At 61.0% G+C, this 24,437-nt stretch carries 22 protein-coding genes; 11 read left to right on the top strand and 11 right to left on the bottom strand.

Annotated features, from left to right (window positions below; all coding sequences use genetic code 11):
* Nucleotides 1-18: 18 nt before the first annotated feature.
* The 8 genes from HPDFL43_RS13315 to HPDFL43_RS13350 all read right to left on the bottom strand — a co-directional run bounded on the left by HPDFL43_RS13315 (nucleotide 19) and on the right by HPDFL43_RS13350 (nucleotide 8,981).
* Nucleotides 19-1,512 (bottom strand): mannitol dehydrogenase family protein, encoded by a 1,494-nt coding sequence (locus tag HPDFL43_RS13315; RefSeq protein ID WP_007197880.1) that lies wholly within the window; start codon nucleotides 1,510-1,512, stop codon nucleotides 19-21.
* Nucleotides 1,512-2,285: an L-iditol 2-dehydrogenase gene (locus HPDFL43_RS13320; protein WP_007197881.1), complete on the bottom strand. Its 774-nt coding sequence runs from the start codon at nucleotides 2,283-2,285 to the stop codon at nucleotides 1,512-1,514. Before HPDFL43_RS13320 ends, HPDFL43_RS13315 begins: the two co-directional genes overlap by 1 nt.
* A complete protein-coding gene (locus HPDFL43_RS13325) occupies nucleotides 2,282-3,283 on the bottom strand; it encodes an ABC transporter ATP-binding protein (RefSeq protein ID WP_007197882.1) in 1,002 nt (333 codons plus the stop codon). The genes HPDFL43_RS13320 and HPDFL43_RS13325 overlap by 4 nt, the downstream gene beginning before the upstream one ends.
* Nucleotides 3,284-3,295: 12 nt before the next feature.
* The gene (locus tag HPDFL43_RS13330) at nucleotides 3,296-4,126 is read right to left on the bottom strand and encodes a carbohydrate ABC transporter permease (protein ID WP_007197883.1); all 831 of its coding nucleotides are present in this window, start codon (nucleotides 4,124-4,126) and stop codon (nucleotides 3,296-3,298) included.
* 12 nt (nucleotides 4,127-4,138) lie between these two features.
* On the bottom strand, nucleotides 4,139-5,008 hold the full coding sequence (locus HPDFL43_RS13335) for a carbohydrate ABC transporter permease (protein WP_007197884.1): 870 nt from the start codon (nucleotides 5,006-5,008) through the stop codon (nucleotides 4,139-4,141).
* Between the two features lie 123 nt (nucleotides 5,009-5,131).
* Nucleotides 5,132-6,433, bottom strand: coding sequence for an ABC transporter substrate-binding protein (locus HPDFL43_RS13340; protein ID WP_007197885.1), 1,302 nt, complete (start codon nucleotides 6,431-6,433; stop codon nucleotides 5,132-5,134).
* A gap of 87 nt (nucleotides 6,434-6,520) precedes the next feature.
* Nucleotides 6,521-7,552, bottom strand: coding sequence for a LacI family DNA-binding transcriptional regulator (locus HPDFL43_RS13345; RefSeq protein WP_007197886.1), 1,032 nt, complete (start codon nucleotides 7,550-7,552; stop codon nucleotides 6,521-6,523).
* Nucleotides 7,553-7,781: 229 nt separating this feature from the next.
* A complete protein-coding gene (locus tag HPDFL43_RS13350; protein ID WP_007197887.1) occupies nucleotides 7,782-8,981 on the bottom strand; it encodes an acyl-CoA dehydrogenase in 1,200 nt (399 codons plus the stop codon).
* Nucleotides 8,982-9,088: 107 nt separating this feature from the next.
* Here HPDFL43_RS13350 and HPDFL43_RS13355 point away from each other — a divergent pair, with 107 nt between their 5' ends.
* The 11 genes from HPDFL43_RS13355 (at nucleotide 9,089) to HPDFL43_RS13405 (ending at nucleotide 21,508) form a co-directional block, all read left to right on the top strand.
* Complete coding sequence (locus tag HPDFL43_RS13355; protein WP_007197888.1) at nucleotides 9,089-9,994, top strand: LysR family transcriptional regulator; 906 nt, start codon at nucleotides 9,089-9,091, stop codon at nucleotides 9,992-9,994.
* A 199-nt stretch (nucleotides 9,995-10,193) separates the two neighbouring features.
* Nucleotides 10,194-11,240, top strand: a complete 1,047-nt coding sequence (locus HPDFL43_RS13360; protein ID WP_007197889.1) for a C4-dicarboxylate TRAP transporter substrate-binding protein — start codon at nucleotides 10,194-10,196, stop codon at nucleotides 11,238-11,240.
* A 75-nt stretch (nucleotides 11,241-11,315) separates the two neighbouring features.
* Entirely contained in the window at nucleotides 11,316-11,825 is a 510-nt protein-coding gene (locus HPDFL43_RS13365) for a TRAP transporter small permease (protein ID WP_007197890.1), read from the top strand.
* Nucleotides 11,825-13,162, top strand: a complete 1,338-nt coding sequence (locus HPDFL43_RS13370) for a TRAP transporter large permease (protein WP_007197891.1) — start codon at nucleotides 11,825-11,827, stop codon at nucleotides 13,160-13,162. Before HPDFL43_RS13365 ends, HPDFL43_RS13370 begins: the two co-directional genes overlap by 1 nt.
* An 8-nt stretch (nucleotides 13,163-13,170) precedes the next feature.
* Complete coding sequence (locus tag HPDFL43_RS13375) at nucleotides 13,171-13,980, top strand: IclR family transcriptional regulator (protein ID WP_007197892.1); 810 nt, start codon at nucleotides 13,171-13,173, stop codon at nucleotides 13,978-13,980.
* 53 nt (nucleotides 13,981-14,033) lie between these two features.
* Nucleotides 14,034-16,118, top strand: a complete 2,085-nt coding sequence (locus HPDFL43_RS13380; RefSeq protein WP_007197893.1) for a 3-hydroxyacyl-CoA dehydrogenase NAD-binding domain-containing protein — start codon at nucleotides 14,034-14,036, stop codon at nucleotides 16,116-16,118.
* Complete coding sequence (locus tag HPDFL43_RS13385) at nucleotides 16,115-17,290, top strand: acetyl-CoA C-acyltransferase (protein WP_007197894.1); 1,176 nt, start codon at nucleotides 16,115-16,117, stop codon at nucleotides 17,288-17,290. The genes HPDFL43_RS13380 and HPDFL43_RS13385 overlap by 4 nt, the downstream gene beginning before the upstream one ends.
* A 13-nt stretch (nucleotides 17,291-17,303) precedes the next feature.
* The gene (locus HPDFL43_RS13390; RefSeq protein WP_007197895.1) at nucleotides 17,304-18,500 is read left to right on the top strand and encodes an acyl-CoA dehydrogenase family protein; all 1,197 of its coding nucleotides are present in this window, start codon (nucleotides 17,304-17,306) and stop codon (nucleotides 18,498-18,500) included.
* A gap of 1 nt (nucleotide 18,501) precedes the next feature.
* On the top strand, nucleotides 18,502-19,605 hold the full coding sequence (locus tag HPDFL43_RS13395; protein WP_007197896.1) for an acyl-CoA dehydrogenase family protein: 1,104 nt from the start codon (nucleotides 18,502-18,504) through the stop codon (nucleotides 19,603-19,605).
* Complete coding sequence (locus HPDFL43_RS13400) at nucleotides 19,602-20,015, top strand: PaaI family thioesterase (protein WP_007197897.1); 414 nt, start codon at nucleotides 19,602-19,604, stop codon at nucleotides 20,013-20,015. Before HPDFL43_RS13395 ends, HPDFL43_RS13400 begins: the two co-directional genes overlap by 4 nt.
* Nucleotides 20,012-21,508 carry a class I adenylate-forming enzyme family protein gene (locus HPDFL43_RS13405; protein ID WP_007197898.1) on the top strand — a complete coding sequence of 499 codons (1,497 nt, stop codon included), beginning with the start codon at nucleotides 20,012-20,014 and terminating at the stop codon, nucleotides 21,506-21,508. The genes HPDFL43_RS13400 and HPDFL43_RS13405 overlap by 4 nt, the downstream gene beginning before the upstream one ends.
* 17 nt (nucleotides 21,509-21,525) lie before the next feature.
* Here the strand turns inward: HPDFL43_RS13405 and HPDFL43_RS13410 are convergent, their stop codons facing one another.
* Genes HPDFL43_RS13410 through HPDFL43_RS13420 form a run of 3 tightly spaced genes read right to left on the bottom strand, consistent with a single transcriptional unit; the run spans nucleotide 21,526 to nucleotide 24,399 of the window.
* Complete coding sequence (locus HPDFL43_RS13410) at nucleotides 21,526-22,515, bottom strand: ABC transporter ATP-binding protein (protein ID WP_007197899.1); 990 nt, start codon at nucleotides 22,513-22,515, stop codon at nucleotides 21,526-21,528.
* Nucleotides 22,508-23,488, bottom strand: a complete 981-nt coding sequence (locus tag HPDFL43_RS13415) for an ABC transporter ATP-binding protein (RefSeq protein WP_007197900.1) — start codon at nucleotides 23,486-23,488, stop codon at nucleotides 22,508-22,510. The genes HPDFL43_RS13410 and HPDFL43_RS13415 overlap by 8 nt, the downstream gene beginning before the upstream one ends.
* Complete coding sequence (locus HPDFL43_RS13420; protein WP_007197901.1) at nucleotides 23,485-24,399, bottom strand: ABC transporter permease; 915 nt, start codon at nucleotides 24,397-24,399, stop codon at nucleotides 23,485-23,487. Before HPDFL43_RS13420 ends, HPDFL43_RS13415 begins: the two co-directional genes overlap by 4 nt.
* Between the last annotated feature and the right edge of the window lie 38 nt (nucleotides 24,400-24,437).

The raw sequence follows: 24,437 nt of genomic DNA on the forward strand, positions 1-24,437 counted from the left end.
CCCGACAGACCTGGTGATCTAGCCCGTATAGCCTCGGATCGCAGCGCGCGCCCCCTCGCTCCAGATCATATCGAGCGCACGAACGAAGGCTTGCGAAAAGCGCTCATCCCGAGCGAGGTCGCCATAGATATGGCTTTGCGCAAGCCATGTGTCAGGCTTCTCTCGCGCAATTTCTGCCGCGGCCGCCAAAGCGGGCCATTCGGGATCGTTGGCTTCGATCGCGCTGCCATTCTCGCGCACGCCGGCGCACATGCGCGCCCACAGCGCCTCAACAAGCGCCAGCCCGTCTACAGGGCGGCCATCTGCAAGCGCATCCCGGATGATCGGCACCACAAAGCCCCGGTGCCGCGACAGCCCGTCAAAGGCAACACGTCGGGTGGTGTCATGAATTTCCGGGTTTGAAAAACGCGAGGTGATCAACGCCACATACTCGAGCGAGGTCATTTCGGGCGTGCCCCCGACCAGCGGCGCGATCTCGGTGTTTTGGACCTTGGCAAAGAGCGCAGCAATGTCGCGGTCCGCCATGCAGCCGGCAATCGTTTCAACCGAAAGCAATTCACCTGCATTGGCAAGCACCTGATGGCCTGCATTGAGGATGCGGATCTTCATCGCTTCATAGGTGTGAACCTCAGGGGTGAAGGTCGCGCCGACGCAGTCCCAATCGGGCCGTCCGGCGCAAAAATCATCCTCGATGATCCACTGCCGGAAATTCTCATGTGTAACGGGCGCCGCATCGTCGATGCCGAACTTTCGTGCAAGCGCAATTTCCGCCGGACCGGTCGCGGGCACGATGCAATCGACCATCGAGTTGGGAAAGGCACCCTTGGCGTCGATCCAGTCTGCCAGATCCGGATCCGTTTGCCGCGCAAGTGTGACGACCGCGGTTCGGGTAATGTCGCCATTGCCCTTGAGATTGTCACAGCTCTGCACCGTGAATGGGCCCTCGCCGGATGTCCACCTCACACGAAGACCGGCGACGATTGCGCCAAAGACGGTACGCGGTGCATCGGGATTGGCGATATCATGCCGGATGTCGGGATGCGCCAGATCGAGGCCGCCGCTTTGAGCAGACACGAAATACCCGCCCTCGGTGACGGTCAGTGAGACGATGCGGATGGCTGGATCGGCGATACAGCGGATCAGGGCTGCATTGCCCTCCTCGACCGGCAGGAAATCAATCATCGCACCGGTGATCTCCACCGAGATGCCGTCGGGGTCGAGTTCGATCAGCGTTGTCAGGCAATCCTGCGCCAGCAGTTTCTCACGCATCACCGCGTCGGTGGCGCGCACACCGGCGCCGACTATCGCCCAATCCAGCGCTGCACCTGTCTGCATCAGCCGGTGCAGGTACCAGGCCTGATGAGCCCGGTGGAAATTGCCAAGCCCGACATGGACAATACCCGGCTTGAGCCGGGCACGGTCATAGCCGGGGCGTGCAATATCGTTGGCGAGATCGGAAACTGTCTTGTTGCAAAGCCTGATCGCATCTTTGCCGTGGACGGGGGTACTCATCAGCTCATCCAGTTTCCGCCGTCCACATTGTAGGTCTGGGCGACGATGTAGCCGGCCTCTTCTGAAGCGAGAAACACTGCCATCCCTTCAAGGTCTGCCGCGGTTCCCATACGGCCATAGGGCACGGCCTCGCCCACTTCCTTCTTCTTCTGCCCCGGGGCCTTGCCTTCGTATCTCGCAAAGAATGCATCAACGCCATCCCAGTGCTCGCCATCCACCACACCCGGCGCTATTGCGTTGACATTGATGCCGTGCTTGATCAGATCGAGCCCGGCCGACTGGGTCAGGCTGATGACAGCGGCCTTGGTGGCACAGTAGACGCCAACCAGCGCCTCGCCGCGGCGCCCCGCCTGAGAGGCCATGTTGATGATCCGCCCCGGAATGCCCTTTTCAATCATATGGCGCGCCACCGCCTGCAAGGTGAACAGCGTTCCGCCAACGTTGATATCGAAGGTTGTGGCGTAGTCGTTGCGGTCGATTTCGACAATCGGTGCGGCAGTAAAGATGGCGGCATTGTTGACCAGGATGTCGATCTGTCTGAAAGCGGCCACGCTTTGTGCTACCGCGCTGTCGATGCTCTCCTGCCGTGTCACATCCATCTCGACGGCAATGGCTTCGTCTCCGAGTTCGGCTGCAGCCGCACGCGCACGGGCAAGATCGATATCGCCTATCGCCACGCAGGCGCCTTCGGCCACATAGCGGCGCGCAAAGGCAAGACCGATCCCGCGCGCTGCCCCGGTAATGAGCGCCGATTTGCCCTCAAGACGTTTCATAGGCGCAGGCCTGCACTGTCGAACCGGTGGATCACATCGTCGCGCGGTGTCAGATGGACCGTGTCACCATGCCGGAACCCGACCTCGCCATCGGCGCGAACCGTGATGGTGTTGGCAAGGCCGGTGTCGTGGATATGGAAAAACGTATCTGACCCGAGATGTTCCGATACTCCGACACGCCCGCTCCAGGTGCCGCCGCTGTCGGACACCGAGATATGCTCTGGCCGGACACCGATCGTATGGGCGTCGTATTTAGCGGCCTCGCTGCCTTCAATGAAATTCATCCGGGGCGAGCCGATGAAACCGGCGACGAACGTATTGCGCGGATTGCGGTAGAGGTCCAGCGGCGAACCGACTTGCTCAATGTTGCCGGCGCGCAGCACAACAATCTTGTCAGCCATCGTCATCGCCTCGACCTGGTCATGGGTCACATAGATCATCGTCGTCTCGAGCCGCTTGTGCAGTTCGGAAATCTCGAGCCGCATACCCACGCGCAGCGCCGCATCCAGGTTGGAGAGGGGCTCATCGAAAAGGAAGGCCGAGGGTTCGCGCACGATGGCGCGGCCAATGGCGACGCGCTGGCGCTGACCGCCCGACAACTGACCAGGCCGCCGGTCCAGATAGTCGGTGAGATTGAGAACCTGCGCCGCGTTCGACACCCGGCGGTCGATCTCGGCCTGGTCAAGCTTGGCCATGCGCAGCGGAAAGGCGATGTTCTTGCGCACCGACATATGCGGGTAGAGCGCATAGGACTGGAACACCATCGCCAGTCCCCGCTTGGCCGGTGGAACCTGCGAGACATCGGAACCGTCGATTTCGATCTTGCCGGAGCTGAGGTCCTCCAACCCGGCAATCAGCCGCAATAGGGTTGATTTTCCGCAGCCCGACGGGCCGACGAACACAGTGAACTCGCCGTCTTCGATGGTCAGATCCAGCGGCGGTATCACCTCGACCGAGCCGAAGCGCTTGGTCACCTTGTCGAGTACAATGCGTCCCATGGAGTTGGTCCCCTATTTCACGGCGCCGAAGGTCAGGCCCCGGACGAGTTGCTTCTGGCTGAACCAGCCCAGTATCAGGATCGGTGCAATGGCCATCGTCGAGGCCGCGCTGAGCTTGGCGTAGAACAGGCCTTCCGGGCTCGAGTAGCTGGCAATGAACGCGGTCAGCGGAGCGGCTTGCGCGGCGGTCAGGTTGAGTGTCCAGAACGCCTCGTTCCAGGCCAGAATGAAGTTCAGAAGCATGGTGGAGGCGATGCCCGGCACCGCCATCGGTGTGAGCACGTAGATGATTTCCTCGCGCAGCGACGCGCCGTCCATCCGGGCTGCTTCAAGGATTTCGCCAGGGATTTCCTTGAAGTAGGTGTAGAGCATCCAGACGATGATCGGCAGGTTGATCAGCATGATCACCACCACCAGCCCGATGCGGGTGTCGAGCAGTCCGAGTTCGATGAAGATCAGGTAGATCGGATAGAGCACACCGACCGCTGGAAGCATTTTGGTCGAGAGCATCCAGAGCAGGATATCCTTGGTGCGCCTGGAAGGCACGAAGGCCATCGACCATGCAGCCGGAATGGCGATCATCACACCGATCAGCGTTGAGCCGCCTGCGATGATGACCGAGTTCCACAAAAAGCGCATGTAGTCCGAGCGTTCCTGAACCACGGAATAATTCTCAAGCGTCCAGTCAAAGAACAGGAACAGCGGCGGATCATTGATCGCCTGCGCCTCGGTCTTGAAGCTGGTCAGGATGGTCCAGAGGATCGGGAAGAAGATCAGGATACCAATGCTCCAGGCAAGCACCGTGTTGATCGTCTTGCGGCGTGTGGTGACGGCACGGGACATGGGTCTATCTCCTCACGCGTCCAGATTCTTGCCGACAATGCGCATCAGGAAGATGGCAATGATGTTGGCGAGAATGATTGCGTAGACACCGCCCGCACTGCCGAGCCCGACATTCTGGCTTTCCAGCACCCGCTGGAAAATCAGATAGGTCAGTGTCCGGGTGCCGAATGCGCCCCCGGTGGTCACGAAGATCTCGGCGAAAATCGACAGCAGGAAGATGGTCTGGATCAGAATGACGATCGTGATGGCACGGCTCAGATGCGGCAGAATGATGTAGAAGAAACGCGACAGCGGCGGCGCACCGTCCATCTCCGAAGCTTCCAACTGCTCGCTGTCGAGCGACTGGATCGCCGTGAGCAGGATCAGCGTGGCAAAGGGCAGCCATTGCCAGGATACGATCAGGATGATGGAGAAAAGGGGCGCGTCGCTGAGCCAGACGACAGGTTCTGCGCCGAAAGCGCGCCAGAGATGGGAAAACAACCCGTTGACCGGATCCATGAAGATGTTCTTCCAGACCAGCGCGGACACGGTGGGCATGACGAAAAACGGTGCGATCACCAGAATTCGCACAACGCCCTGCCCCCACATCGGCTGATCGAGAAGCATCGCCAAGAGCACACCAAGAACGATGGTGATCAGCAGCGCGCCGCCGACGATAATCAGCGTGGTCTGAACACTTGGCCAGAAAGCGCTCGAGGTGACGAACCGGACATAATTGTCGAAGCCAACCCAGCCAGGCACGATATCAGGACGGTTCGGCAAAAAACGGCGGAAGGAAAACCACAGGGTCATCACCAGCGGCACAAGCATCCAGCCAAGAAGCAGAATGACTGCCGGCGCCATCATGAACCGGGCTGCAGATCTGGAATGTTGGGTCGCCATGACGCAAATCCTCTGTGGCCGGGCACACTGGCCCGTTTGTCGCCGGCTTTACGGGAACCTTACAGACAGTAAGCGAGCCGGAAGGCGGCGCACTGCGTCGCCTTCCGGTCCCGGGAGGAAGGCCTAGCGGTAACCCGCGGCCTCCATGGCGTCGTTGGTGATCGCCTGCGCCTTTTCAAGCGCCTCCTCGACAGTCTGCTGACCTGCATAGACTGCCGAGAACTCTTGACTGACTTCGGTCGCGATACCCGCAAACTCCGGGATGGCCGCGAACTGGATCCCGACATAGGGGCTCGGTTCAACGGTGGAGTTGTTGGGGTCCGCCGACAGAATGGACTCGAGCGTCATCTTTGCAAATGGAACCGCCTGATAGTTCGGGTTCTCGTAAAGTGAGGTCCGTGCACCAGGAGGGACGTTGGCCCAGCCTTCCTTTTCGGCAACAAGCTCAATGTAATCCTTCGAGGTTGCCCATTCGATGAACTGTTTGGCAGCAGCTTCCTTGGCAGTGCCGGCAGGGATCGCAAGAGCCCAGGCCCAGAGCCAGTTGGAACGCTTGCCAAGGCCAGTGTCCGGCGCAAGTGCGAAGCCTACGCTGTCAGCAACGGTGGAATCATCAGGGTTGGTGACGAAGGAGGCGGCAACGGTGGCATCAATCCACATCCCGCATTTGCCCTGCTGGAACAGCGACAGGTTTTCGTTGAACCCGTTCGTTGCGTAACCGGCCGGGCCCGACTCATTCATCATGCCGACGTAGAAGTTGAGCGTGTCGGCCCAGGGCTTGGTGTCAAACTGTGCATTCCAGTCCATGTCGAACCAGCGCGCGCCGAAGGAATTCGACATCGCTGTGATGAAGGCGCCGCCCTCACCCCAACCGGCCTTGCCGCGAAGGCAGATGCCGTTGATGTCGTTGTCGCGATCAGTCATCGCCGCCGCAGCCTCGCGGATGAACTGCCAGGTTGGCGCTTCCGGCATTTCCATGCCGGCCTTTTCCATCAGGTCGGTGCGGTACATGATCATCGAGCTTTCGCCGTAGAACGGCGCGGCATAAAGCGTGCCGTCGTGGCTCAGGCCACCTGCCATTGCCGGCAGGATATCGTCGACGTCGTAATCCTCGGAAAGATCATCAAGCGGAATGAGCCAGCCATTGGCACCCCAGATCGGGGTCTCGTACATGCCAATTGTCAGAATATCGAACTGGCCGCCCTTGGTGGTGATGTCGGTTGTGACACGCTGGCGAAGAACGTTTTCCTCAAGCGTGACCCACTCGACGGTGTGGCCGGTCTTGGTGGTGAAATCGTCGGTCAGACCCTGCATGCGGATCATATCGCCGTTGTTCACTGTTGCGATGGTGATGGTTTCGGCCTGGGCTGCGGTTGAAACAAGCGCGAGCGCCGACGCCGCAAAAAGTGCGTTCCTCAAAGACATCCTAATCCTCCCTAAACTGGATGTTAGGAGGCAACGGTAACCGCAAAATTATCGCGCGGTCAATATAAATTTTTCGCGCGTAAATTTTTAAGCTGAACTTCTCAGAATAAGCCGGGCGGGAAACAGCGTCTCGGTCCGGTTGGGCAAGCGCCCTCCGCTTTCAACGAGCTGAACCAGTGTTTCGACGGTTCGGCTGGTAACGTTGTCATAGTCATGAGCGGCCGTTGTCAGCGATGGACAGGTAAACCGCGAGAAGGGATGGTCGTCATTGGAGGCGACACGCAAGGCACAATCCTCCCCCCTTCCGACACGCATTCCCATCTCGTAACAGGCGGATAGAAAACCGATCGCAAGCCGGTCATTGCTGCACAGGACAGAGTTCGAATTCATCCGGCCGGAGGTCAGAACCTCAAGCGCGCCGTTGCGGCCGATCTCCTCGAACGCCCAGCCCTGCCCCTCAATGCTGACGACATTGGGCTCGTAGCCGAGCTTGTCCATTATCTCGACATAGGCGATCCGCCGCTTGTTGGCGTTAGGGTTGGCCGGGGTCGCCATTTCGAAGAAGGCAGGCGGGGCACCGGTGCGCGTGAGATACTCCACCGTCTGCGACACGAAGCTGAAATTGTCCGACCCGACAAAGGCCGCGCCCATGCCTTCGATGTTGCTGTCAAACAGCACCGTAGGCACGTCCCGGCAGAATTTCTCGACCTCCAAATGATCGGACGCCCGGCCAAGCGGCGCGAGCAGCACACCCGCCGGCTTGAGCGAGCGCAGGCTGTCGAGAATGTCGATTTCCAACTCCTTCTGCCCGTGTGCGCTGTAGAGCGTTGGCCGGTATCCCGCAGCAATGCAGCGTTGCTCGAGACGGCGTGCCATCTCTGCAAAGAACGGATCGGCGAGGTAGGGAACCACGATGCCGACATTCTTGGTCAGCTTGCGGTTCTGGTTCATCGCAAAGATGTTCGGCCGGTAATCATAGCGCGCCAATGCCTCCTCGATGCGCGCTCTCGTGGTCGGCCGCACACTGTCGGGGTCATTGAAGTATTTGGAGACGGTCGGACGCGAGATCCCGCTCAAGGCGGCAAACTCTTCCATATTGCGAATTTTTGCGTCACTCATCACAAACCCTCCTGATGCAGGCCGCACCAAATTGGAATCGCGGCGCTGTAGGTTGCGCCAGACGTTAGACGAGTTTCGCAATGCTTTACAAGAATTGCCGCGCGCAAAGAACGGTTAAGCGCCACAAACACCCCAATTGAGCAGTTTGAATGCCAACCACGAGCGGCATTCGGCCTCACACCGGCTTGGGAAGCATCAGCAACTATGGCCTTGCCGGTGAGTCGGACGCTTACCCGAAGGCTTGCAGCCCGGTGATCGCCCGGCCGAGAATCAGCGCATGCACATCATGGGTGCCTTCATAGGTGTTCACCGTTTCCAAATTCTGGGCATGCCGCATGACATGGTACTCGATCTGAATGCCGTTTCCGCCATGCATGTCCCGGGCCATCCGGGCGATGTCGAGCGCCTTGCCGCAATTGTTGCGCTTGACCACAGAGATCATTTCGGGCGCGAACCGCCCCTCGTCGAACAGGCGCCCCACCCGCAGGCTGGACTGAAGCCCCATGGCGATTTCGGTCTGCATGTCGGCGAGCTTCTTCTGGAAAAGCTGGGTTGCGGCCAGCGGCCGGTTGAACTGGTGGCGGTCAAGCCCGTATTGGCGCGCCCGGTGCATACAATCCTCGGCGGCGCCCATCACACCCCAGGAAATGCCATAGCGCGCCCGGTTGAGACAGCCAAAGGGACCGCCCATGCCCTGGATGTTGGGCAGGATCGCATCTTCACCGACCTCAACATCATCCATGACGATCTCACCTGTGATCGAGGCCCGCAAACTCAGCTTGCCGCCGATCTTGGGTGCCGAAAGCCCCTTCATCCCCTTCTCCAGGATGAAGCCGCGAACCTTGTCGCCATGGGCCTCGGACTTCGCCCAAACGACAAAGACATCGGCGATCGGGCTGTTGGAAATCCACATCTTGGAACCGCGCAGCACATAGCCGCCATCGGTCTTGATGGCCCGGGTCTTCATCCCCGCAGGGTCTGATCCGGCATCGGGTTCAGTCAGACCGAAACATCCGATAAATTCGCCGCTCGCCAGTTTGGGCAGATATTTCCGCCGCTGTTCTTCAGAGCCATAGGCATAGATCGGAAACATCACCAGCGAGGACTGCACCGACATCATCGAGCGATAACCGCTGTCCACCCGCTCAATCTCTCGCGCGACCAATCCGTAGGAGACATAAGAGGCTCCGGCACAGCCATACTCTTCCGGTAAGGTGATACCAAGCAGACCATTCTGCCCCATCTCCCGAAAAATCTCCGGATCGGTGTCTTCGTTCAGATAGGCGCTCTCGACCCTTGGCAGCAACCGGTCAGCGGCAAAGGCAGCCGCACTCTCACGGATCATGCGTTCTTCATCGCTGAGCTGATCATCAATCAGGAACGGATCAGACCAGTTAAATGGGATACCCTTGTGATTTGATGATGACATAGCGGCAGACCTTCCTCAGGCTTCATGCATATTTTGAGGAGATACCAGTGCCATTGGCGTCAATATAGCTATATTACCGCATAAGATCATTCCAAGATGGAATATAAATGCGCCAAAGACGTTTCATTCCCTCGACCCGGCTGCTGCTCGCCTTTGACGCGGTGATGCGTCACGGAACAGTGACGGCAGCCGCCAGTGAACTCAGCCTGACGCAAAGCGCGGTCAGCCGCTTGATCCTCACCTTGGAGGAACAATTGGGAAAAGAGCTGTTCTCGCGGGTGCGACGGCGTCTTGTCCCCAATGCCACGGCACAGAATTACCACAAGGACATCGCCCGCGCGCTCGACATCGTGCAGCGTGCCAGCATGTCGCTGGTGGCCAATCCCGAAGGCGGCACTCTGTCACTGGCGGTGCTCCCGACCTTCGCCACGCGCTGGCTTGGGCCACGGCTGGGCGGCTTCATGGGCCTGCATCCAGGCATCGCCGTCAACCTTTCAACCCGGATCGGCTGGTTCGACTTTTCAGGTGAGACCTTCGATGCGGCAATCTATTTTGGCCAGTCGGACTGGCGCGGCGGTGAGCATATCAAGCTTTTCGATGAACGCGTCACGGCATGCGCGTCCAGGGCCTTCATAAAGACCCACAATCTGACATCAATCGAGAATCTGGCGGGGCTGCCGCTTCTGCATCTGGAATCAAGACCCACCGCCTGGGCGGACTGGTTTGCCGGGCAAGGCGGCACACCATCGGGGGCCGGCGGCATGCTCATGGATCAATTCTCGATGATGATCCAGGCGGCGATCTCCGGCCTCGGGGTGGCACTGCTGCCCGATTACCTGGCCCGAATCGAAATCGATGCGGGGCGGCTGGAGCCGGTTCTCAAACCAGCCGTGCCGATCCGTGGCGCTTACTGGCTGGTCTGGCCCGAAGACAAAAACACCAGCGCACCGCTTGCAGCCTTCCGCTCATGGCTCGCCGAGCAAACTGTCTCCGCCAATCCAGACATCGCCTGAGACCAAGTCCGGCACAGCGCCCTCACCGGCTCAGCAGTGATGAGGCTGACAGCGATATCCGCCGCCCGGCGTTCATGTCCCGGCACCCGTTTTCAGTGGGAAATCTGATTTTGCAATCAGTGGGCTTGCGTTCCGATCCAGAGTCGCGTTTGATATGCAGAATACTATTCCGCATAGTAGAATTAGAGGAGGAGAAACCATGAAATTCTGGACCAAAGCTGCGCTTGTGAGCGCCATGATTGGAACTGCCGGCGTTGCGCAGGCTGAAACAACACTGATTTTCGGAGAGGCCGGCCCGAACCGCGGCGCGCGCGCAGCATCAACGAACTGGTTCGCTGAGAAAGCGACCGAACTCTCAGGCGGAGATCTGAAATTCGACATCCAGTGGGGTGGTGCGCTGTTCAAGGCGGGCGCCGCACTCAACGGCGTTGCCGATGGCGTCGCTGATATGGGCACCGTGATCAGCGTCTACTTTCCGCAGGAAATGGTTGCCTATGGCGTTGCCGATCTGCCGCTGAAGAACGATGACGCATGGGTCGGCATGCGCGCGACCGATGCGCTTATGCGCAACAACGCCCAGATCCGGCAGAACCTGGCTGACAAGAACCTGGTCTATATCGGCACCTTCACCACCTCGGCGGTCCATATCGGCTGCAAGGGCACGGCGATCCGATCCGTCGAAGACATCGAGGGCCTGAAGGTCCGCGGTGTGGGCGCTTATGGCGACACGTTCAAGGATTTGGGCGCGAACATGGTCCCGATGTCGATCTATGACGCCTACCAGGGCCTCGATTCGGGACTGCTGGATTGCTCGCAGGGCTACAGCTATGCCACTGCCGCACTCAAACAGCAGGAAGTGATCAACAGCTACACGCTGCTCAACTGGGGTCAGGTCGGCGGACTGGGAGTCTTGATGAACAAGGACGCATTCGACAGTCTCTCACCGGAAAACCAGCAGGCACTGCTGACCGCCGGCGAAGGCATGGCCGATGAACTGGGCCGCCTGATCACTGCCGACAACGAAAAGGCCATCGAAACCATGAAGGCAGCCGGTGTTGAAGTCATCGAACTGCCGGAAGCCGATCGTGAAAAACTGGTCGAAACCGGCGCGAAATATGTCGATGCCTGGATGGAGCGCGCCAATGGATCCGGCCTCGACGGGGCGGCAATTCTCGACGAGTACCGCGCATTGATCGCCCAATACACCGCCGAACGCGATGAAAAAGGCTATCCCTGGACACGCTGAGCATGACTTGCCGGCCTCTTTTGAAAAGGGGCCGGCATATCTTTTTCTGGCAAGTTAATTTCCATAGGTGTCGCCATGCTGCGCCGGATCGAGCGTCTGCTCGTTGATCTTTCGATATTAGCCGTCATCGGCCTGGGTGTGATGATCACAGCCAATGTGCTGATCAGGACGCTGTTCAACTCCGGCGTACCGGATACCACATTCATTGTGGCTGAACTCATGGTCGCAGCCGTGATCCTGCCCATGGCCGCCACCACGGCTGCCCGCGCTCATATCGCGGTGGAGTTGATTGCCAATCAGCTGCCGGTGCGCATTCACGACGGGCTGATTGTCTTCGGTTCCATTTTCGGATTGCTCGCCTTGGCGCCGTTGATTTGGGCCGGATGGCGTGAAGCCGTCCACGCGTTTGAGGCAGGCTCCTTCTTTTTCGGTGAACTGCACCTGCCCAAATGGCCGGGCCGCGTGATCTTTCTGGTCGGGATCAGCTTCTGCTGGCTGCGTCTGGCAATCATGGTCATCACCGACATTCGCACCATGCGAGCCGGAGGCAACCTCTCCGGAAACCACCCAGAGGAGGCCGCATAATGGACGGCACGCTGGTTGGCCTCACTGCCTTTGCTTTCCTGATCCTGCTGCTGGGACTGCGCGTCCCGATCGCCTTTGCACTGGCAGGCGTGGCGACCATCGGCACATTCGTGATCTTCGCCTTCCGCACCGGGACATTTTCCCCGGACCGGGCCTTCCGCCCCACGTCCAGCCTGGTCTTTTCCAACAGCTTCGATTTGATCCACAGCTATGATCTGTCGATGATCCCGTTGTTCGTGGCGCTTGGTCATATCGCCTACCGGGCCGAAATCACCACCCGGATCTACCGCGCGGCCAGGGTCTGGCTGGCGGCGATCCCTGGCGGCGTGGCGATGGCCAGCGTTGTCGGCTGTGGCGGATTTTCCGCCATCACCGGTTCTTCAATTGCCTGCGCCTCGACCATGGGCAGGATCTGTGCACCGGAAATGCTGCGCATGGGCTATGACAAGCGTCTGGCAACCGCATCGGTTGCGGCAGGCGGCACACTGGGCAGCCTGATCCCCCCTTCGGTCCTGTTCATCATCTACGGCATCTTCACCGAAACCTCGATATCGTCGCTGTTCCTCGCAGGCATCATTCCCGGCCTGATTTCGCTGCTCGGCTTTCTGCTGGTGATCTGGGTCTGGGTGTTGCGCGATCCGTCCGCAGCGCCCGTGGAAGACGGCGTCACGTCGGCCAAGGAGCGGCTTCACGCCGCAATCGACGCCTGGCCGGCCATGCTTCTGTTCGTCATCATCGTTGGCGGAATCTATGGCGGCATCTTCACCGCCACGGAAGCCGCAGCCGTCTGCGTCAGCGCCGCATTGCTGATCGGTTTCGCCCAGCGCCGCCTGACGGTCAAATCCGTCATCGAAGCGCTGCGCGAAACGGTTATTCAGACCACCTCGATCTTCATCATCGCCGCAGGCGCCAAGATCTTCGTGGCGTTCATTGCCCTGACCGGCGTCGCTGGCGAGATCGTGGGCGCAGTACAGGCCGCCGACCTCAATGTGGTGGTGCTGATGCTGGCAATCGCAGCAATCTATCTGCTGCTCGGCATGTTCCTCGATCCGATCGGGATCATGGTGCTGACCCTGCCCCTGCTTGTGCCGCTGGTAGAGGGCTACGGGCTCGACCTGATCTGGTTCGGCGTCGTCGTGATCAAGCTTCTGGAGATCGGGTTGATCACGCCACCCGTCGGCCTCAATGTGTTCGTGATCGCATCGGTCGTGGGCCGCGAAGTGCCGATCGACCGGATATTCTCAGGCATCATGCGTTTCCTCACCGTCGATGTAATCGTGCTGGCGCTTATCATGGCGTTCCCGATATTGTCCTTGCTGATCCCGAATTCGATGTGAGGCCATTGATGAGCGAAATGCATGACAGCCGCGACCGACGCTTTGCCAGCACACTAGCCAGGGGCCTGTCGGTGCTCAGGGCGTTTCGCGCCTCAGATGACGGGCTCGGCAATGCCGAGATATCCGAACGCACGGGCATCCCGAAAAGCACCGTGTCGCGGCTGACCTTCACGTTGCAAAGCCTGGGTTACCTCAGCCACGCGCGGCGGCACGATCGCTACCGCCCAGGTCCGGCGCTGCTAGCGCTTGGCAATGTAGCGCAGGCCTCGATTTCCTTTGTGGATCTATCCGGCCCGATCATGCAGCGGCTGGCCGATGAAACTGGCACTCTGTCGCTGCTTCTGGTGCGTGACGACACGCGCCTGCTCATCGTCAAAACCTGGCGCCCGCGCGATGTGCCCTCGCTCTGGCTGGAGGCAGGGCACCGGCTGCCGCTCAACGGAACCTCCTCCGGCCACACCCTCCTGGCCGCAATGCCAAAGGACCTGTTCGAAACCACCGTTGCCAACGCGGCAGGCGATCGCGGCTTGACGGAAGAGCGGGCAACGCAGGCCCGCAGCGACGCTTATTCACAGCTGATCACCCGTGGTTTCAGCATCACCCCGCCAGAGCAGTATTTTTCCGGCAACATCCATGCCGTATCCAAACCGTTCCAGTCACGCGATCTGGCCGAGCCGGTGGTTTTCACTTGCGGAGCAATGCCTCAGGACCTCACTGTCGAACGCATGGAAAACGAGGTCGGGCCAAAGCTCAATGATGCGGTCAAGGAGCTTGAGCGGATCATGGGGCAACCGCCCTCGATGAGCGTTCGGGAATGACCACAAAACGCCCAGTAAGACATGAAATTCAATCACATTAGCAAGGAAAACAGATGACAGAGGCAGTTCGGTACGAACGCGAAGGTTCTGTGGCAGTGATTACGGTGGCAAATCCGCCGGTCAACGCACTGGGACTGGCCGTGCGGCAGGGCTTGTGGCAGGCCATCGACCGCTTTGCAGAGGATGACGCAGAGATCGCCCTGATTGTCGGCGAAGGCCGCCTCTTCATCGGCGGCGCCGATATCTCGGAATTCGGCAAGCCGCCGGTTGAACCCTATCTGCCCGACGTCTGCACCCATATCGAACGGAGCACCAAACCGGTGGTCGCCGCGGTGCATGGCCCGGCACTGGGCGGCGGCTGCGAAGTTGCATTGGGCGCCCACTATCGTCTGGCCATCAAGGGCGCGCAGTTCGGCTTTCCCGAGGTCAAGCTCGGCCTCATCCCGGGCGCTGGCGGCAGCCAGCGGATGCCGCGCCTGACAGGCGTAGGCCCGGCTCTCGAAATGATGCCAGCCGGCGGATCGGTGACGGCCGATGAGGCACTTGAGATCGGTCTGGTTGATCGCGTAGCTGAAGGTGATGCGCGCGAGGCGGGCCTCGCCTATGCCCGCGAGCTTCTGGAGAGCGGAGCGCCGGTGCGCGCGGTGGGCACCCTGCCCCGCCCTGCCGATGATGCCGCTGCCTTCGACGCCGCGCGCGCGCTCTGGCAGAAAAAATCCCGCGGCGAGGTTGCCCCCTTGCGCGCCATTGACGCCATCGAGGCAGCCACCAAAATGGATCTCGATGAAGGTGTGCGTGAAGAACGCCGGATCTTCCTGGAACTGATGGAGACGCCGCAGCGCGCCGGTCTGATCCATGCGTTCTTCAATGACCGCAAGGTCGCAAAACTGCCGGAGATCGAAGGCATCGCACCGCGCAACATGGCACATGTCGGCGTCATCGGCGGCGGAACCATGGGCGCGGGCATCGCCACCGCCTGTCTACTGTCCGGACTGTCCGTAACCCTGATCGAACGCGATGCGGCGGCCGCAGACAAGGCGCGCGGCACAATTACTGCAAACCTCGATGCGGCGGTCAAGCGCGGCAAGCTGCCCGCTGATCGCCGCGACGCCACCCTGTCGCAGCTAAGCACTGTCACCGATTATGCCGAGCTGTCGGACTGTGATCTGGCCATCGAGGCCGTGTTCGAAGACATGGCGGTCAAGCACGAGGTCTTCGCCCGCCTGGACGCCGTTATGAAACCGGGTGCGATCCTGGCGACCAACACCTCCTATCTCGATGTCAACGAAATCGCCGCAGCAACGAGGCGGCCTAGTGACGTGATCGGCCTGCACTTCTTCTCGCCCGCCCATGTGATGAAGCTGCTTGAGGTCGTCGTCGCCGACGCCACCGCAGCGGATGTAACCGCGACCGCCTTTGCGCTGGCGAAGCGGCTTGGCAAGATCGCCGTTCGCGCAGGCGTCTGCGACGGCTTTATCGGCAACCGCATGCTCGCCACCTATCGGGGCGCGGCCGACCGGATGATCCTCGATGGCGCATCGCCCTGGGAGATCGACGCTGCGATCAAGGCGTTTGGCCTGCCGATGGGACCGTTCGAAATGAGCGATCTGGCTGGCCTCGACATCGGCTTCATGACCCGCAAGCGCAAGGCTGCGACACGAGACCCGCGCGACGTCGTGCCGACATGGGCGGATGCGATGTATCATGAAGGCTGGCTGGGACAGAAGACCGGGCAAGGCTACTACGTCCATGAAGGCCGCAAGGCCACGCCGAACGAGGCGGTCAAGCCGCTGATCGAGGCCGCCCGCGGCGACCGACCGCAACGAACCTTCACACCCGAAGAGATCCAGCGCGTCTATATGGCGGCTATGGTCAATGAGGCGGCGAAGGTCCTTGGCGAGGAAATCGCCCGACGTCCACTCGATGTGGATGTGACGCTTCTCTATGGCTACGGCTTCCCGCGCTGGCGCGGTGGTCCGATGCAATGGGCCGACACAGTTGGCCTGCCCGCCCTGCTGACAGACATCAATGAATGGTCGAAAGCAGACCCCTATTTCTGGCAGCCCGCACCACTTCTTGAACAATTGGTGACTGAGGGCCGCTGTTTTGCAGATCTCAACAAGGAAGCCGCACAATGACCCGCGCCGTCATCGTCTCAACCGCCCGCACCGCCATCGGAAAGGCCGCACGCGGCGCTTTCAACCAGACCCATGGCGTCACGATGGCGGGATTTGCCACCCGCCATGCCATCGAACGCGCCGGGATTGACCCGTCTCTGATCGAGGATTCGATCTGGGGCACCGGCTACCCGGAAAATGTCACCGGCGGAAATCTCGGCCGCCAGGCGGTCATTCGCGCAGAGCTCCCGGTCACCGTTGCAGGCACCACGGTCAACCGCTTTTGCGCATCCGGTCTTCAGGCCATCGCCATGGGCGGCCAGATGATTGCCGGAGAAGGCGCCCGCGCGGTGCTGGTGGGCGGTGTCGAAAGCATCTCGCTCAATCAGCCAACCCCGCGCCACTCTCGCGACACCTGGATCGAGGAACACAAGCCCGATCTCTATATGACGATGATCGACACGGCTGACATCGTCGCCGCACGCTACGGCATATCGCGCCAGGCTCAGGATGAACTTGCGCTGCAATCACAACAGCGCACGGCAGCGGCACAAGCCGCGGGCCTGTTCAGCGATGAAATCGTTTCAATGACGGTCACCAAGGCGGTCAAAGACAAGGAGACCGGCGCGGTTTCCCAGGTCGAGACCACCATTTCCGCCGATGAATGCAACCGCCCCTCCACCGCGATTGAAGGCCTGGCCGGACTGACCCCGGTGATGGGCGGGGACAAATTCGTCACCGCCGGCAACGCCTCGCAATTGTCAGACGGCGCGGCAGCACTCGTGATGATGGACGAAGACGAAGCCGGCAAGGCTGGACTGTCCCCTCTCGGCCGCTATCTGGGCTTTGCCGTGGCCGGATGCGAGCCTGACGAAATGGGCATCGGCCCGGTCTTTGCCGTGCCGCGCCTGCTCGAACGTCATGGATTGAAGGTGGATGATATCGACCTCTGGGAGCTCAACGAGGCCTTCGCCAGCCAGGTGATCTATTGCCGCGACCGCCTGGGCATTGACGACACCAAACTCAACGTCAATGGCGGTTCGATCTCGATCGGGCATCCGTTCGGCATGACCGGCGCTCGCATGACCGGCCACCTCCTGCTTGAAGGCAAGAGGCGCGGTGCCAAGCTCGGCGTCGTGACCATGTGCGTGGGCGGCGGTCAGGGCGCAGCAGGCCTGTTTGAAATTTTCTGATGGAGGGCCCGAAATGGACCTGAACTACACCGACGATCAACGCGCCTTTCGCGACGAGATCCGCGCCTTTCTCAAGGAAAAGCTGCCTGCACGCCTCTCTGCGAAGGTTGCGGCCGGCAAACGCCTGACCAAGGCCGATTACGAGGAGTGGCATGCCATCCTCAATGCCCGCGGCTGGCTCGGCGTGACCTGGCCCGAGAAATATGGCGGCACCGGATGGGATGCGGTGAGCCGCAACATCTTCGAGGAAGAGATCACCGCCGCAAATGCGCCGCGTATCATCCCCTTTGGCCTCAATATGCTTGGCCCGGTGCTGATGGCCTTCGGCTCCGAAGCACAGAAGGCCCATTACCTGCCACGCATCCTCAGCGGAGAGGATTGGTGGTGCCAGGGCTATTCCGAGCCCGGCGCCGGATCCGATCTGGCCAATGTCCAGACAAGCGCGGTGCGCAATGGCGATCACTATGTCGTCAATGGCCAGAAGACCTGGACCACCCTTGGCCAATACGCCGACAAGATTTTCTGTCTTGTCCGCACCTCCAAGGAGAGCAAGCCGCAGCAAGGCATCTCGTTTCTGCTGATCGACATGAACACCCCGGGGATCGAAGTCCGCCCAATCGTGCTGATCGACGGTGAGCCGGAGGTCAACGAGGTCTGGTTTACCGATGTCTGGGTGCCGGTCGAAAATCTCGTCGGCGAGGAAAACAAGGGCTGGACCTACGCCAAATATCTGCTGACCCATGAGCGCACCAACATTGCCGGTGTTGGCTTTGCCCGTGCGGGACTGGCATCGCTCAAGCGGATCGCCGGCGAGCAGGCCCACAATGGCCGGCCATTGATCGAGAACCCCTATTTCGCCGCAAAGGTGGCGCAGGTGGAAATCGATCTGATGGCCATGGACACCACCAATCTGCGCACCATCGCGGCTGCAGCTGCCGGCCAGGCACCAGGGGCCGAAAGCTCGATGCTCAAGGTCAAGGGCACGGTGATCCGCCAGCAGATCAATGCACTCGCGCGCCAGGCCGTGGGCCCCTATGCGGCGCCATTCGTTTCAGAAGCGCTGGATGAAGGCTCCAATGTCGAGCACGCCGGCCCGGCCTACGCAATGCCGGTGACGCAGACCTACTTCAACAACCGGAAACTGTCGATTTATGGCGGCTCGAACGAGGTGCAGCGGCAGATCATTTCCAAGACCATTCTGGAGCTTTGACGTGAATTTCCAACTGACCGAAGAACGCCAGATGCTTCAGGACGGCCTGCGCCGCTTCCTGGCCGGCAGCGTCACACATGAGAGCATCATTGCTGCCACCGAAAGCCCGGCCGGATTCGACACGACCCTTTGGGACGGGCTGGTCGAAATGGGCCTTCCGGGCGCCATGTTCAGCGAAGACCAGGGCGGATTCGGCGGTGCGGGCTTCGACATCATGGTCGTGTTCGAGGAGCTGGGCCGGGCCGGTGCCCCTACCCCGCTGATCGAAACCAGCCTCCTGGCCGGAAGTGTTTTCGGCACCCCGCATCAGAAACTGATTGACGAGATCATCGGCGGACGCGTCTTCGCCTTTGCCCATGGCGAACCGACGAGCCGTTATGATCTCTCCCATGTGCAGACCAGAGCCGAAAAGACCGCCGAGGGTTGGCATCTGAGCGGAGCCAAGGCCGTGGTGCACCATGCGTCCGCTGCCGATGCGCTGGTCGTCAGTGCCCGTACCGGTGGCGGCATGACGGACCGGGCCGGAATCTCCCTGTTCCTGGTGCCGGTGGATCAGGTCAGGCTGCGTGATTATCCGCTCAATGGCGGAGGCCGGGCCGCCGAAGTGAGTTTCGACTGCATTCTCCCCGAGACCGCCAAGATTGGCGAAGCAGGTCAGGCCCTGAGCATGATCGAAACCGCTGATGCGCGTGCTTGTGCCGCCCAGTGCGCCGAAGCCCTCGGGATGATGGAAACCATCAAGACACTGACCATCGATTATCTGCGCCAGCGCCGCCAGTTCGGCCAGCCGATCGGCAAGTTTCAGGCTCTGCAGCACCGCATGGCCGATGTGGTGATCGAAATCGAGCAGGCCCGCAGTGCTGTCATCAATTTGTGCGGCAATCTCGATGGCCCCGGACGCGATCTGCATGTCTCGGCGGCCAAGAACCTGATCGGCCGCGTCGCAAGACTGGTGGTTGAGGAATCGATCCAGATGCACGGTGGCATCGGCATGACGCAGGAATACGCATTGGGGCACTTCGCCAAACGGCTGACCATGGTTGATCACCGTTTCGGAGACACCGATTTCCATCTCGAACGCTTCATCCGGCTCGCTGTCGCATGATCGAGACCATCGTTGGGGAAACCGGGACCCAGACCACCCTTGGCTATCTGTTGGAGATCGGTCATGACGATGGCGGCGCGCGCTGCCATCTCGACGTGACGGAAGCCCACACAAACCGGCATGGCGTGCTGCATGGCGGGATCGCGACAACCGTGCTCGACAACGCCATGGGCGCCACATCATCGCTGACGGTCGATGACACGGGACGCACGCCGTTTCAGACGATCTCCTTGACGACGCAGTTCCTCGCACCTGCCTTTCTGGGCAAACGGGTCACGGCTGTTGCCCGTGTGACCGGCGGCGGGCGGTCACTGCTGTTCCTGGCGGCCGAGCTGCACGATGAGGATGGCCGTCTGATCGCAAGCGCGACAGGCGTTTTCAAGCGCGCGCGGACGGAGCAGACACAATGAGCATCACCCGCATCCATCAGCTTGTGGCCCAACATCTCGAGATCCGCCCCGATGAGCCCGCGATCAAGGATTGTGACGGGCAGGTCTATTCGTGGGCGGGCTATTCCGTCTTGATCGATGAAGCAGAGGCCCTGTTGCGCAAGCATGGTGCCGCATCCGGCGAACGGGTGCTGGTGGTTGCGGAGAACTGCCTTGCCCTTCCGGTCCTGATGATGGCGGCGTCACGCATCGGCGCCTGGTGCGTCCCGGTCAATGCGCGCATGTCGGCAGCTGAAATTGCGCGCATCTCCAACCATGCCAGGCCGGTGGTGACGCTCTACACCTCACATATCTCGAAAGAAGCCGCCGCCCATGCCGGTGCAGCCGCCTTTCGCACGACCGGTTTCGGCGCGCTTCAGATCGCCCCCGGGACACCGGATGCCGAACCCGTTGATGAGGGTAAGGATGCCACCGCGATCCTGCTTTACACCACCGGCACGACCGGCGACCCAAAGGGTGTGATGTTGACACATTCAAACCTGATCTTTGCCGCCCGGGCCTCCGCCGAACTTCGCGATCTGTCGCCTCGGGACCATGTCTATGGCGCCCTGCCGCTGACCCACGTCTTCGGCGTTGCCTCGATGCTGATGGCATCAGCCCATGCGGGCGCAATGGTCGAGCTCTCCACCCGGTTTGATCCAAAGCAGCTGCTGCTGGCGCTCAGCAACGGCACCACCGTGATGCCTGCGGTGCCGCAGATGCATGCGCTGCTCATGGCTCAGGCCAAGGCCGAGGGCCAGGCGCTTCTCGGCTCCGACACACTTCGTTATGTCTCCTCCGGCGCTGCCCCGCTTGATCCCGCTTGGAAACGCAATGCCGAAGCTTTTTATGGCCTGCCGCTGCAAAACGGCTATGGCATGACCGAAAGCACCGCCGGGATCAGCGGCACCCGCAACGCCATCGGGGATCCGGACACCAGCGCCGGCCCACCTCTGCCGGGCATCGAAATCTCGCTTGATCTGTCATTGGGCGAAGACCCTGATGTGGGTGAGGTCCTCACCCGCGGCCCGCATGTGATGAAAGGCTATTTCCGCAGCCCGGAAGCCACGGCCGCAGCCATTACCCCGGACGGCTGGTTGCGAACCGGTGACCTCGGCCGGATCGATCCTGACGGCCGGCTGCACATCGTCGGCCGCGCCAAGGAACTGATCATCCGCTCGGGCTTCAACGTCTACCCGCCCGAAGTCGAGGCCGCGCTGAACGATCACCCCGAGGTGGTCCAGTCCGCAGTGATCGGGCGGACCATCGATGGCGACGAGCAGGTGCTGGCCTTTGTCCAGGCCCACGCGCCCGGCGCGGTGAGCGAAGAAGACTTGCGTGCGTTTGTGAGCGATCGTCTGGCCGGCTACAAGCGGCCGTCGCACATCCTGCTGGTCGATGCCCTACCGGCGGCAGCCACCGGCAAGATCCTCAAGCACCATCTGCTCAAGCATTTTGCGGACCTGCTGGATTAACCTGCCGCTGGAGAGGATCAGGCCGGAACAGGCTCGACCCCGATACACGCAGCCATGCCTGCAGCCGTGGGCCGTGGCTCCGGCACTGCCAGCTTGCACTCGTCCCGCATGAGCGGACAGCGCGGGTGAAACGCACAGCCTGCGGGCGGCGAGATCGGGTTCGGAATTTCCCCGGTCACCGGCGTCCGGCGCCGCCCGGACAGCGCCAGATCCGGCACCGCATCCAGCAGCATCCGCGTATAGGGATGCTGGGGCGAACGGAACAGCGTCTTGGCCTCGGCAACCTCAACCAGGCGGCCCAGATAGAGCACACCGATGCGCGTCGCCATGTGCCGCACGACCGAAAGATCGTGCGAGATAAACAGGTAGGTGAGCCCGAATTCATCCTGCAGATCACGCATGAGATTGAGGATCTGGGCCTGCACCGAGACATCGAGTGCCGAGGTCGGTTCGTCGCAGACGATGAATTCCGGCCGCGATGACAGTGCCCTCGCAATGGCGATACGCTGGCGCTGCCCTCCCGAAAATTCATGCGGAAACTTCTCGGCATCCTTTGCCGACAGGCCGACAATATCGAGAAGCCGGCCAACCTCCTTGGCCGCGTCAGCCCCCGAGGCGAGATCAAATGTACGCATAGGTTCGGCGATGATGTCGCCAACCCGCCAGCGCGGATTGAGGCTGGCGAACGGGTCCTGGAAAATCATCTGGAACCGCCGTCTGAGCGATCTCAGCGCACCGGGCGCCATCGCGGCAACATCCTGATCATCGAAGAAAATATGCCCTTCAGACGCTTCGAGCAGCCCGACGATCATCCGCGCGATGGTCGATTTGCCCGAACCGGACTCGCCCACCAGCGCGAAGGTTTCCCCCTTGCCGATCTCGAAGGAGACATCGGCCACGGCGGTCAGAAACTGCATCTCTTCACGCTCGATCACCCGGTTGAGCCAGGGCTTCGAGACGTCGAAATGCCGCCAGAGATGTTCGATGCGGATCAGCGGGTCAGCCATGGGCGGTCTCCTTGGCAAGCCAGCAGGCGACCTGGCGGTTGCCCGGACGGTCGATCGGCACTGGCCGTTCCACACGACAGCGGTCGAAAACCTGCGGGCAACGTGGATTGAAAGCACAGCCCTGCGGAATTGCCGACAGCCGCGGCATCGAACCGGGGATCTGAACCAGCCGCTCGCTTTCCTGCGTCAGCGTCGGGATCGATCCCATGAGCCCCTTGGTGTAGGGGTGTTCGGCTTTCAGGATCACATCGCGAACCGGGCCAATTTCTGCCAGCCGCCCGGCATAGAGCACCGCGACCCGGTCGGCAGTTTCCGCAATCACACCCATATCATGGGTAATCAGCATCACCGCCGCCCCACGCTCGGCACAGATCTCCTTGATCAGATCAATGATCTGCGCCTGCACCGACACATCGAGCGCAGTCGTGGGCTCGTCGGCGATCACCAGTTCGGGCTCTGCGCAAAGTGCCAGTGCAATCACCACGCGTTGGCGCATGCCACCGGAGAAATGGTGCGGGTAATCATCAATGCGCCGCGCGGCAGCGGGAATCCCAACCCGGTCAAGCAGAGCAACTGCACGTTTGCGTGCCTCCGCCTCGCTCAGATCCATATGGGTCCGGATCGTCTCGATCAATTGCTGCGCAACGGTGTAGAGCGGATTGAGGCTGGTCAGCGGATCCTGAAACACCATGCCGATCCGCTTGCCCCGGATCCGCCGCATCGCCTCGGGCGCAAGCCCCTCGATGCGTTCGCCGCGCAGGCTGATCTCGCCGCCGGCAATCCGGCCCGGCGGCTCCAGCAGCCCGATGATCGCAGCCCCTGTAAGGGACTTGCCAGCCCCACTCTCGCCAACCATGCCGAGCACCTCACCCGGAGCAATGTCAAAGGAAATCCCGTCAAGCGCGGTCAGCGTGCCGCGCCGGGTCGGAAACTCGACCTTGAGGTCGCGTACGGAAAGCAGCGGCGCGGTCATTTCAGCCTCGGATTCAAAGCATCGCGCAGCCAGTCACCCAGCAGGTTGACCGACAGCGCCAGCGCCAGCAGCGCAATGGAAGGGAACAGGATGATCCACCACTCGCCTGAGAACAAGAACCCCTGCCCGATCCGGATCAGGGTTCCCAGGCTCGGCTGGGTGGGGGGCACACCGACACCCAGGAACGACAGCGTGGCTTCGGCGATGATGGCCAGCGCAAGGCCGATCGTGGCAATCACCAGCACCGGCCCCATCACGTTGGGAAGAATGTGAGTAAGCACGATGCGCACCGGATGCACGCCGATCACCCGCGCCGCCTGCACATATTCTCGCGCCTTCTCCACCATCGCAGCACCACGTACCACGCGGGCAAACTGAACCCAGTCGGACAGGCCGATGGCCACGATCAGTACCCAGATCGCCATTGCCTCGCGATGGGTGGGCGGGATCACGCCGCGCGCCACACCAAAGATCAAGAGCGCAATCAGGATCGAGGGAAAGGAGAGCTGAACATCGGCAATGCGCATCAACAGGCTGTCCACCCAGCCGCCGCGCCAGGCCGCCAGAAGCCCCACCGTGATGCCCAGAACCATGGCGAACAACACCGCAGCAAAGCCGACAAACAGCGAAATCCGCGCGCCATAGAGAATGGCCGAGAAGATATCACGGCCCTGATTGTCAGTGCCAAGCCAGTAGACGCTGCCGGTAAAGGCATTGGGTTCCATGGGCGGTGTAAAACCATCCATCAGGTTGAGACTTGCGGGATTGAAAGGATCATGCGGCGCAATCCAGGGCGCGAGTGCAGCCGCCAGGATAATTGTCAAAGCGACGAAGGCAGCCACGATCGCCACCGGCGAATGCCGGAAACTCCAGACAACATCGCTGTCCCATGCACGGGCGAAGCGGTTCATGGTCGGCCTCCGGTTATGTCAGAAAACGTGCCCATCGA

The sequence above is a fragment of the Hoeflea phototrophica DFL-43 genome (assembly GCF_000154705.2).
Taxonomy (GTDB): domain Bacteria; phylum Pseudomonadota; class Alphaproteobacteria; order Rhizobiales; family Rhizobiaceae; genus Hoeflea; species Hoeflea phototrophica.

What these genes read in the sequence shown, in the direction of transcription:
- HPDFL43_RS13315 (WP_007197880.1), bottom strand. Translation starts at nt 1,512, where the DNA reads ATGAGTACCCCCGTCCACGGCAAAGATGCGATCAGGCTTTGCAACAAG.
- HPDFL43_RS13320 (WP_007197881.1), bottom strand. Translation starts at nt 2,285, where the DNA reads ATGAAACGTCTTGAGGGCAAATCGGCGCTCATTACCGGGGCAGCGCGC.
- HPDFL43_RS13325 (WP_007197882.1), bottom strand. Translation starts at nt 3,283, where the DNA reads ATGGGACGCATTGTACTCGACAAGGTGACCAAGCGCTTCGGCTCGGTC.
- HPDFL43_RS13330 (WP_007197883.1), bottom strand. Translation starts at nt 4,126, where the DNA reads ATGTCCCGTGCCGTCACCACACGCCGCAAGACGATCAACACGGTGCTT.
- HPDFL43_RS13335 (WP_007197884.1), bottom strand. Translation starts at nt 5,008, where the DNA reads ATGGCGACCCAACATTCCAGATCTGCAGCCCGGTTCATGATGGCGCCG.
- HPDFL43_RS13340 (WP_007197885.1), bottom strand. Translation starts at nt 6,433, where the DNA reads ATGTCTTTGAGGAACGCACTTTTTGCGGCGTCGGCGCTCGCGCTTGTT.
- HPDFL43_RS13345 (WP_007197886.1), bottom strand. Translation starts at nt 7,552, where the DNA reads ATGAGTGACGCAAAAATTCGCAATATGGAAGAGTTTGCCGCCTTGAGC.
- HPDFL43_RS13350 (WP_007197887.1), bottom strand. Translation starts at nt 8,981, where the DNA reads ATGTCATCATCAAATCACAAGGGTATCCCATTTAACTGGTCTGATCCG.
- HPDFL43_RS13355 (WP_007197888.1), top strand. Translation starts at nt 9,089, where the DNA reads ATGCGCCAAAGACGTTTCATTCCCTCGACCCGGCTGCTGCTCGCCTTT.
- HPDFL43_RS13360 (WP_007197889.1), top strand. Translation starts at nt 10,194, where the DNA reads ATGAAATTCTGGACCAAAGCTGCGCTTGTGAGCGCCATGATTGGAACT.
- HPDFL43_RS13365 (WP_007197890.1), top strand. Translation starts at nt 11,316, where the DNA reads ATGCTGCGCCGGATCGAGCGTCTGCTCGTTGATCTTTCGATATTAGCC.
- HPDFL43_RS13370 (WP_007197891.1), top strand. Translation starts at nt 11,825, where the DNA reads ATGGACGGCACGCTGGTTGGCCTCACTGCCTTTGCTTTCCTGATCCTG.
- HPDFL43_RS13375 (WP_007197892.1), top strand. Translation starts at nt 13,171, where the DNA reads ATGAGCGAAATGCATGACAGCCGCGACCGACGCTTTGCCAGCACACTA.
- HPDFL43_RS13380 (WP_007197893.1), top strand. Translation starts at nt 14,034, where the DNA reads ATGACAGAGGCAGTTCGGTACGAACGCGAAGGTTCTGTGGCAGTGATT.
- HPDFL43_RS13385 (WP_007197894.1), top strand. Translation starts at nt 16,115, where the DNA reads ATGACCCGCGCCGTCATCGTCTCAACCGCCCGCACCGCCATCGGAAAG.
- HPDFL43_RS13390 (WP_007197895.1), top strand. Translation starts at nt 17,304, where the DNA reads ATGGACCTGAACTACACCGACGATCAACGCGCCTTTCGCGACGAGATC.
- HPDFL43_RS13400 (WP_007197897.1), top strand. Translation starts at nt 19,602, where the DNA reads ATGATCGAGACCATCGTTGGGGAAACCGGGACCCAGACCACCCTTGGC.
- HPDFL43_RS13405 (WP_007197898.1), top strand. Translation starts at nt 20,012, where the DNA reads ATGAGCATCACCCGCATCCATCAGCTTGTGGCCCAACATCTCGAGATC.
- HPDFL43_RS13410 (WP_007197899.1), bottom strand. Translation starts at nt 22,515, where the DNA reads ATGGCTGACCCGCTGATCCGCATCGAACATCTCTGGCGGCATTTCGAC.
- HPDFL43_RS13415 (WP_007197900.1), bottom strand. Translation starts at nt 23,488, where the DNA reads ATGACCGCGCCGCTGCTTTCCGTACGCGACCTCAAGGTCGAGTTTCCG.
- HPDFL43_RS13420 (WP_007197901.1), bottom strand. Translation starts at nt 24,399, where the DNA reads ATGAACCGCTTCGCCCGTGCATGGGACAGCGATGTTGTCTGGAGTTTC.